General features: G+C 62.0%; 12 protein-coding genes. 8 read left to right on the top strand and 4 right to left on the bottom strand.

The features are described from left to right. The first annotated feature begins 17 nt into the window (after positions 1–17). The gene (locus IM737_RS14490) at positions 18–746 is read left to right on the top strand and encodes an SDR family NAD(P)-dependent oxidoreductase (RefSeq protein WP_236894825.1); all 729 of its coding nucleotides are present in this window, start codon (positions 18–20) and stop codon (positions 744–746) included. A gap of 15 nt (positions 747–761) precedes the next feature. Here IM737_RS14490 and IM737_RS14485 read toward each other — a convergent pair whose 3' ends face one another. The 3 genes from IM737_RS14485 to IM737_RS14475 form a co-directional block, all read right to left on the bottom strand. Next, a complete protein-coding gene (locus tag IM737_RS14485) occupies positions 762–1,406 on the bottom strand; it encodes a ChrR family anti-sigma-E factor (protein WP_236894823.1) in 645 nt (214 codons plus the stop codon). Next, positions 1,403–2,002: a sigma-70 family RNA polymerase sigma factor gene (locus tag IM737_RS14480; protein ID WP_236894821.1), complete on the bottom strand. Its 600-nt coding sequence runs from the start codon at positions 2,000–2,002 to the stop codon at positions 1,403–1,405. The genes IM737_RS14485 and IM737_RS14480 overlap by 4 nt, the downstream gene beginning before the upstream one ends. A 410-nt stretch (positions 2,003–2,412) precedes the next feature. Continuing rightward, positions 2,413–4,473, bottom strand: coding sequence for a prolyl oligopeptidase family serine peptidase (locus IM737_RS14475; RefSeq protein WP_236894819.1), 2,061 nt, complete (start codon positions 4,471–4,473; stop codon positions 2,413–2,415). A 1,402-nt stretch (positions 4,474–5,875) separates the two neighbouring features. On the opposite strand from IM737_RS14475, the gene IM737_RS14470 reads away from it, so the two are divergent. Genes IM737_RS14470 through IM737_RS14450 form a run of 5 tightly spaced genes read left to right on the top strand, consistent with a single transcriptional unit; the run spans position 5,876 to position 10,456 of the window. Beyond that, on the top strand, positions 5,876–6,766 hold the full coding sequence (locus IM737_RS14470) for a metal ABC transporter substrate-binding protein (protein ID WP_236894817.1): 891 nt from the start codon (positions 5,876–5,878) through the stop codon (positions 6,764–6,766). Further along, on the top strand, positions 6,763–7,644 hold the full coding sequence (locus IM737_RS14465) for a manganese/iron ABC transporter ATP-binding protein (RefSeq protein ID WP_236894815.1): 882 nt from the start codon (positions 6,763–6,765) through the stop codon (positions 7,642–7,644). The genes IM737_RS14470 and IM737_RS14465 overlap by 4 nt, the downstream gene beginning before the upstream one ends. Then, complete coding sequence (locus IM737_RS14460; RefSeq protein WP_236894813.1) at positions 7,641–8,495, top strand: metal ABC transporter permease; 855 nt, start codon at positions 7,641–7,643, stop codon at positions 8,493–8,495. Before IM737_RS14465 ends, IM737_RS14460 begins: the two co-directional genes overlap by 4 nt. A 20-nt stretch (positions 8,496–8,515) precedes the next feature. Continuing rightward, positions 8,516–9,331 carry a metal ABC transporter permease gene (locus IM737_RS14455; RefSeq protein WP_236899932.1) on the top strand — a complete coding sequence of 272 codons (816 nt, stop codon included), beginning with the start codon at positions 8,516–8,518 and terminating at the stop codon, positions 9,329–9,331. A 60-nt stretch (positions 9,332–9,391) separates the two neighbouring features. Further along, a complete protein-coding gene (locus tag IM737_RS14450) occupies positions 9,392–10,456 on the top strand; it encodes a DUF2793 domain-containing protein (protein ID WP_236894810.1) in 1,065 nt (354 codons plus the stop codon). A gap of 110 nt (positions 10,457–10,566) precedes the next feature. Here IM737_RS14450 and IM737_RS14445 read toward each other — a convergent pair whose 3' ends face one another. After that, a complete protein-coding gene (locus IM737_RS14445; protein WP_442874206.1) occupies positions 10,567–11,157 on the bottom strand; it encodes a TetR/AcrR family transcriptional regulator in 591 nt (196 codons plus the stop codon). Positions 11,158–11,222: 65 nt separating this feature from the next. Here IM737_RS14445 and IM737_RS14440 point away from each other — a divergent pair, with 65 nt between their 5' ends. Beyond that, positions 11,223–11,633 carry a VOC family protein gene (locus IM737_RS14440; protein ID WP_236894806.1) on the top strand — a complete coding sequence of 137 codons (411 nt, stop codon included), beginning with the start codon at positions 11,223–11,225 and terminating at the stop codon, positions 11,631–11,633. 81 nt (positions 11,634–11,714) lie between these two features. After that, positions 11,715–12,839, top strand: a complete 1,125-nt coding sequence (locus tag IM737_RS14435; protein ID WP_236894805.1) for a Gfo/Idh/MocA family protein — start codon at positions 11,715–11,717, stop codon at positions 12,837–12,839. Positions 12,840–12,934: the final 95 nt, after the last annotated feature.

Here is a 12,934-nt window from a genome sequence, read left to right as displayed (position 1 = left end):
CAACCGAAAGGTGTGCCGTGTCAGGAACCATAATCATCGTTGGCGCAACCGGCGGCGTGGGCTCTACCCTGGCTCGCCGCCTCAGCGCTCGCGGCGTTCCGCTCCACCTGGTCGGCCGTGACGCCGAAAAGCTGGAAGCGCTTGCGGGCGCGACGGGTGCGACATGGGCCATCGCCGACGTGCTCGACACCGGGGCGTTGAAGGCAGCAGTGGAGGCTTCGCCGGGGCCGGTGGGCGGCCTCGTCTACGCTGTGGGCTCCATCAATCTCAAGCCGCTTGCGCGCCTGTCGCTCGACGACTTTGCCACCGACTTCGCTCTGAACGCCTTGGGTGCTGCCATCACCGTCCAGGCGGCGCTCCCGGCCATGAAGGCCAATGCCACGACGAGTTCAGTCGTGCTGTTTTCGAGCGTGGCCGTTGGCCAGGGTTTTGCCGGCCATGCTTCCGTGGCCATGGCCAAGGGCGCGATCGAGGGCCTGACGCGGGCCCTCGCCGCCGAGCTGGCCCCCAGGATCCGGGTGAATGCCGTGGCGCCGTCGCTTACGAAAACCCCGCTCGCCCAGGCTTTGACCAGCAACGAGGCGACAGCGAGCGCCATCGCCCAGATGCACGCCATGGGGCGGCTTGGCGAAGCGGACGACATCGCCGCTGCAGCCGATTTCCTGCTGTCCGACCAATCGACATGGGTCACCGGACAGGTGCTCGGCGTCGACGGCGGTCGCTCGACGTTGCGGACCAAGGGGTAGAAGCCAGACCCGCCGCTACATGCCAAACAGCGGCTGCAACAGCCGCATGAGCCGCCCGCGGAAGGTGAGCCTGGCGTCCACGGCAACCAGGCAAATGCAGTCTTCGCCCGGTTCGGCGATCGGCTGGTGTTCGACATCCTCGTCATGGTCGGCGATATCGCCCGCCGCAAAGATGCCGAAGCGGTCGCGATAGGCGCCCTTGAGGATCAAGGTCAGTTCCTGGCCGCCGTGCCCATGCTCGGGAACGCGTCGGCCAGCGGCAACGCGCAGCAGCATCAGGCGCGACCCGGCCGCACTCCATGCCAGGTCTGCCGTCGCCACGCCGGGCCCGGTCCACTTCCATCGCACGCTGTCGAGGCCATCGGGCAGGAAGCGCTGCAGGGGGATCGGTAGATCGCTGTTCAGCAGGGGCTGCGAAACGACCTCGCTCTCGTCGTCTTCCAGCGAATTCAGCAGACGATCAAGGGCATCGGGAGCCAGATCGCCCCCCGGCTCTGCCGTCAGCAGCGCCCCGCCGATCGTATTGATATGACGCATCGTCTCGCGACCGCCTTCGGACATTGCCAAATGCGTGGCAATAACCGTGGCATAGGGATGGTCAAGCGTGCCGGCGCTGAACGCCATGAGCGTCGCGATGTCGGGGTGATGGTTGACGGTCATTGCAGATCCTCCAGCGCAGGCCGGAGCCGTTCATAGGCAAGGCGCAGTCGAGATTTTACGGTTCCAAGCGGAATGCCGGTCCGTTCGGCGATCTCCGCATGCGGCAATTCATGAATGAAGCTGAGGCGGATCACCTCCTGCTGCTCCAGCGGCAAGGTATCCAGAGCCGCCGTTACCCGGGCGACAACCTGGTTTTGCTCGGTCAGAAACAATCCCGTCGGCGCCTCGCTGGCCAGTTCCAGAGCTTCGAGATCTTCGTAGGGCTTGTTGGATTGACGCCGAAGCTGATCAATCCGCAGGTTGCGGGCGATGGTGAAAATCCAGGTGCTCACCGCACCGCGTTGATTGGAATAGAGCGCGGCCTTGCGCCAGACATTGAGAAACGTGTCTTGAACCAAGTCCTCGGCCAGAGCGTCGCTGGTGCCAAGCTTGAGCATCATCGACTTCAGCTTTGGGCCATACATGCTGAACAAGGCCGCCAGAGCAGCCTTGTCCCTAAACTGTGCAACGCGATGCAGCAAAGCAGACGGGTCTTCCTGCAGTCCAGCGCTCAAGGGTTGCCTGCGTTCTGCATCGGTCATGGGCACCATATACATCGGTTTCTCCGCGCAGGTAATGTCCTTACGCGGGTGGTCGCCCACCGGATCACTATGAAAGCGTGGGCCATTTCCTGGGGGTAGTGAACATTCCAGCCCACCCGCTCACACTCACTTGTAAAATCGCCCATAGGATGCCCCAGACATCAAAGAAAGATAAGTAAGAACAATGCACTAACGGATCATTTTTGCGATTGGTGAACTTGGGCCGACAACGGAATATCAGCTTCTGGTAACAATGAAGCGAGTACAAGACGGCCCAGCGACGGTCCCTTTTCTAGCATCTGCGATCGAGGGGCGAACATTGCTCGCCCTCCCAACCGCGCGGCGTTCGAGACGCTGACTTCGGCAAAACCGGACTTGGAGGTCATGCCACCAAACGGGGTTTGACCTGTGATCCAAGACCAGGATCACGGCGTCTTGCCGACTTCGAGGCCAGCCCAGTGTGCGGCGAAGGCCCATTGGTCGGCATGCAGGGCGATGACCTTGTCGAGGGGCATGCCAGCGCCATGACCGGCCCTGGTCTCGATCCTGACCAGATGGGGCTTGTCTCCCAGGTCTGCCGCCTGAAGAGCGGCGGTGTATTTGAACGTGTGACCCGGCACAACACGATCGTCGGTATCCGCGGTGGTCGCCAGGATCGCCGGATAGTCTTCGCCGTCCCGGATGTTGTGATAGGGCGAATAGGCAAGGAGATTGTCGAAATGCACCTCTTCATCCGGGCTGCCAAAATCGGAAATCCACAAGGCGCCGCCGGTGAACTGATGGTATCGCAGCATATCCATCACACCGACGCCGGGAAGCGCCGCTGCAAAAAGGTCAGGCCGCTGGTTGGTCACCACCCCGACGAGGAGGCCGCCATTGGATTCGCCCTGGACGACCAAACCATCGTCGCTGGCAATCTTCTCGGCCTTGAGATATTCGCTTGCAGCGATGAAGTCGTCATAGGCGTTCTGCCGGTTTTCGAGCTGTCCAGCCCGATGCCAGGCGCGGCCATACTCGCCGCCACCGCGGATATTGGCGACCGCCAGCACGCCGCCCTGTTCTACCCAGGCCATCTGCAGGGGGTTGTAGAACGGCACCATGGGGATGCCGAACCCGCCATACCCATACAGCAAGGTCGGCGCCGGCTTGGTGACATCACCATTGCTGACGATGAACATCGGAACCTGCGTCCCGTCCTTTGACGTATAGAACCGCTGTTCGACCACGACATTGTTGAAATTTGCCGCCAGTTTTGGCTCGGCCCACCCGTCGTAGCTGTTGGCGGCCACGTCGTAGCGGTAGACTGTGATCGGGGTGTCGAAGCTGGTGAAGAGGAAGAAGGCTTCATCTTCAGCGAAATCGCCCTGGATGCCGCCCGCCGTGCCGATGCCCGGCAAGTCCACCACGCCGTCCGGCGTGCCGTCAGGCAGGAAGCGCCGCATCTCGGTCTGGGCATCCACAAGATAGGTGGTCAGCAGGCGCCCGCCGACGAGGATGGCATTGCTGATTACGGCTTCGTCCTCCGCGACCACCTCGACAGGCTGCGGTTCGGCTTCCGCCAGATCGAAGACCACAATCTTCCCCCGCTCTGCATCCTGGTTGGTGTTGACATAGAGCCGGCTGCCACCGTTGCCGACCACGGACCAATCGGCGGTAAAATCCTCGATCAGCATGCGCGGTGTCCAATACTCGCTATCCAGATCGACCACCGCCAGGGCATTCGCGCCGGCGCCGGGGGTGGGATAGATGGCGAGGTAACGGCCATCGGCAGTCCGCTTGATCGGGACGAGATTGGTGGGCCGAGTGGGGTCGGCATAGATCAACCGATCCTCGGACTGAGGCGTGCCGATAGCGTGGAAATAGACCGCGTGATTGACGATACCGGCCGCCGCATTGGCGCCTTCGGGTTCGGGGAAGCGCGCATAGAAGAAGCCGGAGGCGTCGGGGGCCCAGGCTATGTCGGTGAAGCGGGCCCATGCGACGCTATCCTCGAGCACCGTACCGGTATCGACGTCGAGCACGCGGATGGTGCGCCAGTCTGTGCCGCCCTGCTGCACGCCATAGGCGACCAGACGGCCATCGTCGGATGGCGACCACTCGGCCAGCGCATCGCCGCTGTCCGCCGACCACGCATTGGGGTTGATCAGCGCCTTCGCCGGCCCACCAAGGTCGTCCCGCACGTAAAGTGTCGGCTGGTTCTCCTGGCCCGAATTACGCGTGTAGAAATACCGGCCGCCCCGTTTGACGGGCGCGGAGACCTGCTCGTAGTTCAGCAGTGCAGCCATTCGCTCGGCGAAAACGGCCCGGCCCGGTAGGCCAGCCAGATACTCGTCGGTCACCGAGTTCTGCGCCTCGACCCACTGGGACACCTCCTCGTCGCTGCGAACATCGTTCTCCAGCCAGCGATAGGGATCGGTGATGGTATGGCCGAAATGATCCTCGACCACCGGTATCTGCTTTGTTTCGGGATAAATCATTTGGGACATGTCTGTTTCCGTTGTGGGCTGGGCGGCTACGGAGCCGGGGACGAGCAGAGTCAGGGCCAGGAAGGCCCACGAAATGCGCATGAAAAGCTCCGGTGAGGTTTGATTTCGGTGCGGCGGGGAGAGACTGGTTCACCCTGCGCAGCCGTAGCGGGTCACAGAACGAAATGTGCTCGCGGCGCGGATGGCTCCTGCCATGCGAGACACCACGTCTGAGAGGGGTGAAAGCCTCGGCAAGGCCGATGTCTTCTTCGACCACGCGCGAGGAGACCGCACACACAGGCGAATAACGAAGTCACCTGTCGACCTGCCCAACCACCCGGCAATGATCTCGATCAGTAGGTGTCAGTAACTGCCAAATCAGGCGAGAATGGGATTAAGCAGCGCCAGGCCTTCACCTCCGACATGCCCGGGTGCAGACTTCAACGTCTGCTTTAGGAGGCCACTATCGAACCCCGAAGGACCGCCATGGGGTCGACTGCGGCTGGGCAGCTTACCGACGTCCGCTAACCAATCTTGCATGGTGAGCGCATTCCAACACCTTGTCGCCGAAGAGTCTGGCGATCGATAGAATCGATCCTAGAGATTGATGATTGGGAGAGACCAAGTATGCGAACTCTGACACTCAGCGCCATACTCTGTTGTGCAGCCTTAACCCTCCCAAATGCTCCGAGTGCTGAGGAGCAAATGAAGCACAATCTCCGCACGCAAATCGAAGCGCTCATGAACGAGCGAAAGCAACTCTGGCTCAAACTTGGGCCCGAGGGATCACGCGCGATCGATGTCTCTGAACTTGTATGCGCAATGGTCGATCCAGACTCTCTAAATGAGATTGCTTTGCGGGACCCCGAATTTCCTCGCGCTGTGGTGCCAAGTAGTGGGGCGGGATTTCCCGACGGCACGATGAGTTGGATCTTCTTCAGGCCGGTGGACATCCTTATTCGGGAAAGCCTGATCATTTGGATACAGCCCGATGGGTCGTGTATCGCCAGGTATAGACACGTGATGTAGTCCGCTGGGTCGCCTTCCCACCTCCTTGCTGCCACCGCCAGCGGCTAAGCGGACCGGCAGGTTTCAGGAAATCGAAAAGGCGGCCTGAGGGCCGAAATGGGGCATCGACGATCAGCAGCTTCCCGCCCCAAAGCAGAACAAGCGTCGTTCAGATTAGACGCCCGGATCTCTACAATTGTCGGATGTAGCCCGAATGAGGCCATGTAGCTGACTTTTTCCGTCCATCACCAATGGGCCAAACTGTTAGGGGGGCGTGGGCCATTTTTGAATGGGCATGGGCAATCCTTTCCACCCGCTAACACTGCCGGACGATTCGTAGGGCTACGACACTCTGCTATTGCGAATGATTTGCAATTGCACTATGCATGTCAGTCATACTGACCTGGAGTGATTGATGCATCGCCGCCTGTTTTCTGTTCTTGCCCTATCGGCTGTGCTGGCCGGCTCGCTTCCCGTCTTGGCCCAGGAGCGTCTCAAGGCTGTCACCACCTTCACCATTATCGCCGACATGGCGCGGAACGTGGCGGGGGATGCTGCCGATGTGGTGTCGATCACCAAGCCCGGTGCCGAAATCCACAATTACCAGCCGACCCCCGGCGACCTGATCGCGGCGCAGGATGCCGATCTCATCCTGTGGAACGGGCTCAATCTCGAGCAATGGTTCGAGCAGTTCCTGTCCAATCTGGGCGATGTGCCATCTGTCGTGGTCACCGAAGGCATCGAGCCGATGGGGATCGGCGAAGGCCCTTATGAAGACAAGCCCAATCCGCATGCCTGGATGTCGCCCACCGACGCGCTGATCTACGTGGAGAACATCCGCAAGGCCTTCGTCGCCGCCGACCCGGCCAATGAGGCGGTCTACACCGCAAATGCCGCCGCCTATTCGGCCAAGATCACCGCGACGGTCGAGCCGATCCGCGCCGCCATCGCTGCCATTCCCGAAGAGCGCCGGTGGCTGGCCACGTCGGAGGGTGCGTTTAGCTATCTCACCCGCGATTTCGGCCTGAGGGAACTCTATCTCTGGCCCATCAATGCCGACCAGCAGGGCACGCCGCAGCAGGTGCGCCACGTGATCGACGAAGTGCGCGCCAATGATGTGCCGGCAATCTTCTCGGAAAGCACGATCTCGTCCAAGCCGGCCGAACAGGTCGCCCGGGAAACTGGCATCAAGTATGGCGGCGTGCTGTATGTGGACTCGCTGTCTGAACCAGATGGCCCGGTTCCGACGTATCTGGACCTGTTGTCCGTTACCACATCGACCATCGTGCAAGGCCTGACCCAGTGAACGACGCCCAGCAGCCCGGCCTTGCGATCAGCGACATCACCGTCGCCTATCGCAACGGCACCACCGCCATCAAGCATGCCAGCTTTTCCATCCCGAAAGGCTCGATAACCGCCTTGGTCGGCGTGAACGGTTCGGGCAAATCGACCCTGTTCAAGGCCATCATGGGCTTCGTGCCGCTGGCCGGCGGCTCGGTGGAGATTCTGGGCGTCCCCGGCAAGCAGGCGCTCAAGCGTAACCTGGTCGCCTATGTGCCGCAGTCGGAAGATGTCGACTGGAACTTTCCGGTGCTGGTCGAAGACGTGGTGATGATGGGCCGCTATGGCCACATGAACATGCTGCGCCGGCCGCGCAAGGTTGACCACGACATGGTCACTTCGGCGCTGCAGCGGGTCAACATGCTCGAATTCCGCCACCGCCAGATTGGCGAACTGTCGGGCGGGCAGAAGAAGCGGGTGTTCCTGGCGCGGGCGCTGGCGCAGGAGGGGCAGGTGATCCTGCTCGACGAGCCGTTTACCGGCGTCGACGTCAAGACCGAGGACGCCATCGTCGAATTGCTGCGCGCTTTGCGCGACGAGGGCAAGGTGATGCTGGTGTCGACGCATAATCTGGGCTCGGTGCCTGAATTCTGCGACCGCACGGTGCTGGTCAAGGGCACAGTGCTGGCCTCGGGCCCAACCTCGGAAATCTTCACCCGCGAATGGCTCGAAATCACCTTCGGCGGCGCGCTGCGCCACTTCGTGCTGGCCGGAGCAGGCCTGCATGACGATGACGATCCGCGCCACATTTCGGTACTGACCGACGATGAGCGGCCGCTGGTGATGTATGGCGAGAAGGGCAAGATGACCACCAAGCAGTCCGACCCGGTCGAACCCAAATGATCGAAACGCTGCTGGCGCCTTTTTCCTACGGCTACATGATCAACGCCATCTGGGTCTCGGCCCTGGTTGGCGGCGTCTGCGCCTTCCTGTCGGCCTATCTGATGCTCAAGGGCTGGTCGCTGATCGGCGATGCGCTGAGCCACTCCATCGTGCCGGGCGTGGCAGGCGCCTATATGCTGGGCCTGCCGTTTTCCATCGGCGCGTTCTTTTCGGGCGGACTGGCGGCAGGGGCCATGCTGTTCCTGACGCAGCGCACCAAGCTCAAGGAAGATGCGGTCATCGGGCTGATCTTCACGGCCTTCTTCGGGCTGGGCCTGTTCATGATCTCGCTGTCGCCGACGTCGGTGAACATCCAGACCATCGTGATGGGCAATATCCTGGCGGTGACGCCGGAGGATACGTTGCAGCTGGTGATCATTTCGGTGGTGACGCTCATTGTCATGTTCTTCATCTGGAAGGACCTGATGGTGACCTTCTTCGACGAGAGCCATGCCCGCTCCATTGGCCTCAATCCGCCGCTGCTGCGGGTGATCTTCTTTACGCTGCTGGCCGCCTGCACGGTGGCGGCCATGCAAACTGTCGGTGCCTTTCTCGTCATCGCCATGGTGGTGACCCCCGGCGCGACGGCCTACCTGCTCACCGATCGGTTTCCGCGGCTGATCCTGATTGCCATTGCGGTTGGGGCGCTATCGAGCCTGGTCGGCGCCTATATCTCGTTCTTCCTCGATGGCGCCACTGGGGGCGTTATCGTGGTGTTGCAGACGGGCGTCTTCCTGCTCGCCTTCGTGTTCGCGCCCAAACATGGCCTCCTCGCCAACAGGCGTCGTGCTGCCGAGGAGATCGCCAAGTGAACGAGTTTCTCGTCTATGCCATGTGGCCGTTCCAGTTTCCGTTCATGACCTCGGCGATGGCGATCGCGGTCACGGTCGCCATCCCCACGGCTTTGCTCAGCTGTTTCCTGGTGCTCAAGGGCTGGTCGCTGATGGGCGACGCGATCTCTCACGCCGTGCTGCCCGGCGTGGTGCTGGCCTATATCGTCGGTATCCCGCTCGGCATCGGCGCCTTCGCCGCCGGCATGGGCTGCGCGCTGTCGGTGGGGTATCTGAAGGAAAATAGCCGCATCAAGGAAGACACGGTCATGGGTGTGGTGTTTGCCGGGCTGTTTGGCCTGGGCATCGTGCTCTACACCTCGATTCAGACCGATGTGCATCTGGACCATATCCTGTTCGGGGATATCCTTGGCGTCAGCCAGGCTGACCTTGTGCAGACCGGCATCATCGCGCTGGTGGTGACGCTGATCGTTCTCGCGAAATGGCGCGACCTGCTGCTGTTCACCTTTGATCCGCAACAGGCCGGGGCGATCGGCCTGCCGGTACGCTGGCTGCATTATGGGCTGCTGGCGCTGTTGTCGCTGACCATCGTGGCGGCGCTGACGGCTGTCGGTATCGTGCTGGTCATCGCGCTGCTGGTGGCGCCGGGCGCGATCGCCTATCTCATCAGCAAGCGCTTTGCGCCGATGATGCTGATAGCGGTGGCTGTGTCGGTGCTGAGTTCGCTGGTAGGCATCTATGCCAGCTTCTTCATCGACAGTGCGCCGGCACCGACCATCGTGCTGCTGATGAGTGCGACCTTCGTCGTGACGTTTGTGGTGACGACGATGCGGCGGCCGGCAGCTGTTGCCGCATAACTTCTCCCGCTTATCCCCGCCCTGCCCATCCGGCCGGATACTCCTCGCAAAGGAGATCCCATGGACCATACCCCACGCCTTACGCTGCCCTTCATCATGCCGAGCCAGGCGCAGAAGCACATTACGCATAACGAGGCCATCCAGGCGCTCGATGCGCTGGTGCAAGCCGCCATCGAAAGCCGGACGCTGACCACCCCGCCGGGCAGTCCGCTGGCCGGCGACACCTATATCGTGCCGTCGGGCGCCAGCGGTGCCTGGTCGGGCCATACGGACGAGATTGCCACGTTCCAATCCGGCGCCTGGCTGTTTCTTGATCCGGCGTCGGGCTGGCAGGTCTATTGCAAGGCCGACAAGACCCAATATGTGTTCGACGCCGGTGCGTGGACGCCGCTGACCTCGCTCGGCTCGGCCCTGCCACGGCTGGGCATCAATGCCACGGCGGATACCACCAACCGGCTTGCCGTATCGGCGGCGGCGACGCTGCTGAACCATGCCGGCAACGGTCATCAGATCAAGATCAACAAGAACGCAGCCGGCGATACGGCGAGCCTGCTGTACCAGACCAATTGGTCTGGGCGCGCCGAGATGGGGTTGGCTGGAGATGACGATTGGCGGCTCAAGGTCAGCCCGGATGGGTCGAGCTGGGTCAGTGCCGTCGTCGTCAATGCTACGACCGGCGCGGCCACCGTCGCCGCAACCTTTCGGCCCGCCACCGACAATGCCATGACGCTGGGCGGATCGGGTGCCCGATGGTCCGCGGTGTGGGCGGCCACGGGGACGATCCAGACATCCGACATCAGGCAGAAGACCGATATCGCACCCAGCGATCTGGGCCTCGATTTCATCATGGGCCTCAACCCGGTGCGCTATCGCTGGGTCGTGGGTGGCAATGAGGACGGCGAGGCCCGAGCGGGGCGGCGTACGCATTATGGCTTGCTGGCGCAGGAGGTGCTGGCGGTGCTCGATGGGAGGGATTTCGGCGGGCACATTCTGGCCGACCCTGGTGATGCCGAGAGCGAGCAGGGCTTGCGCTATGACGCGTTCATTGCGCCGCTGGTCAAGGCGGTGCAGGAGTTGGCGGTGAAGGTTGAGGCTTTGGAAAGCAGCAAGAATACCCCCACCTAACCTCCCCCTGAAGAGGGGGAGGGATTGACCGAGTTTGGGGCGCGATCAAAGCCTAGCACCGGCCAAATTCCTCCCCCTTTTCAGGGGGAGGTTAGGTGGGGGTACTCTTCCTAAATCTTCAGTCCCCGGATCAGCGCCTTGATGCTCTTGCGATAGTCCGCCAGCTCGTCGGGCGGTGCCAGAGCCGCGCGATCGAACAGCGCGCCGAAGAGGTGGGCCAGGGGTTCGAGCGGCAGCTTCTTCATGGCGCCGGCCTCCATGGCGTCGCGCAGACCGCAGATCAGCGTGTCGAGGCCGTGGCGGCCGTCGATTTCGTCGACCACGGCGCGTCCGAGAACGGCGGGGGCATCGATCAGCATGATCTGGCGGCGGCCGGGGTCCTGCATGGCATCGAGGAAGGCGTCACAACCGGCGATCAGCGCCTTGATCGGGCCAGGCTCGTCTTCGCCCTCGGCGGCGGCGTTGATGGCCATGGCCATCAGCAGGTGCTCTTCCTCGACCACGGCGGTGAATAAAGCCAGCTTGTCGGCGAAGTGGTGATAGAGCGCGCCGCGCGTCACGCCTGCGGCGGCAACGATCTCGGGCGTGCCGGTGCCGGCATAGCCCTTTTCCGCGAAGAGGCGCCGAGCGGCGGCGATCAGAGCCCGCTGCGTCTGCGTCCGCCGTTCTTCCTGGGTTTTTCGTGCTTGCATAGCATGCAGCCTGTATGTATATGTTTGATACATGCAGTATGTATTTTATTGATCGCTATATCAAGGAGCAAGCCATGTTTACCCAAAGCCTTTATCCGCTGATTCAGGTCGACGATGTCGAGGCCACTGCCCGCTTCTATGAGCAGAACTTCGGCTTCACCCGCATTTTCAGCAGTGACTGGTATGTGCAGTTGCGGGCGAGTGCAGACCACCCGTTCGAGATTGCCCTGATCGTGCAGGATCACGAGACCATCCCCGAGCCGGGCCGCGGTCCGACCAAGGCCATGCTGCTGAGCTTTTACGTCGAGGATGCTGCGGCTGAACACGCCCGCCTAGTCGCTGCAGGTGTGCCCATCGCCCAGCCGCTACGCGACGAAGTCTTCGGCCAACGCCACTTCATCGCCACCGATCCCAACGGGCTTTATCTCGACGTGATCACCCCGATCGAGCCCGATCCGGAATGGCTCAAGACAAATTCTGCGTGATCCAAATAAAATAGCCCGACCGTCTGGCGCGGCGCGATCGTCCCCGTTAGTTTGCGCTAACATTTCAGGGAGGATCGCGCCATGACCACTGGGCGCCTCGGTATCGGCTTTATCGGTACCGGCAACATTTCATCAGCCTATCTGCGGGCCATTACCGGCCATGAAAACATGGCCGGCTTTCCGGTGCTCGATATCAAGGGCCTCGCCGATATGCGGCCGGAAGCATCGCAGGCGCGGGCGGCCGAATTTGGCCTCAAGTCGATGAGCATCGATGAGATGCTTGCTAGTTCCGAGATCCAGCTCATCGTCAATCTCACGATCCCGCGCGCCCATGTCGATGTCGGCCTGCGGGCGCTGGCCGCCGGCAAGCACGTCTATTCGGAGAAGCCGCTCGGGATCAATTATGCCGAAGGGCGCAAGCTGCTCGATGCGGCAGTCAAGGCCGGCTTGCGGATCGGCTCGGCGCCGGACACCTTCCTCGGTGGTTCGCACCAGCAAGCGCGTGCCGTGGTCGATAGCGGCGCCTTGGGCCAGATGGTGGGCGGCACCGCCTTCATGCAGGCACCGGGTCACGAAGCCTGGCATCCCGATCCAGCGTTTTACTATGATATCGGCGGCGGCCCCGTGCTGGATATGGGCCCCTATTACATCACCGACCTGGTCAATCTACTCGGCCCGGTCGCCCGGGTTTCGGCAATGGCGTCGCGCTTGCGGCTGCAGCGCCCGGTGTTGTCCGAGCCCAAGAAGGGGCAGATCATGGATGTGAAGGTTGACACTCATGTCACCGGATCGCTCGGCTTTGCCAATGGCGCTATCGTGCAGGTCGGCATGAGCTTCGACGTGGCCGGGCACAAGCATGTACCGCTCGAACTCTATGGCACCGAAGCCAGCCTAATCATTCCGGACCCCAATTTCTTCGGCGGCGATGTCGAGCTCAAGAAGCGTGGCCGCGACGAGGAGTGGACACCCGTTCCGGTGAACCAGCCCTATGCCGATGGCAATTATCGCTCGCTCGGCGTTGCAGACATGGCCACGGGCATTCTCGAAAACCGCCCGCATCGCGCCAATGGCGACCTGGCCCTGCATGTGCTCGAAGTGATGGAAGCGTTCGAAGTTGCCTCGCGTGAAGGCCGAACCATCGACATCAAGACCCCGGTCGAACGGCCCGCGCCGCTGGCGGAGTCGCTGAAGAACGGGCGGATTTAGGACACAACCTGTCCCGGCTCACCAGGCGGTCTCCCTCCCCCTTGTGGGGAGGGACTAAGGGTGGGGGTGAGCCCCAAACGCAACGCTCTCGGCCC

Source organism: Devosia sp. SL43, assembly GCF_021729885.1.
Classification (GTDB): Bacteria; Pseudomonadota; Alphaproteobacteria; order Rhizobiales; family Devosiaceae; genus Devosia.
This window is presented reverse-complemented; position numbering and strand designations above follow the sequence as displayed.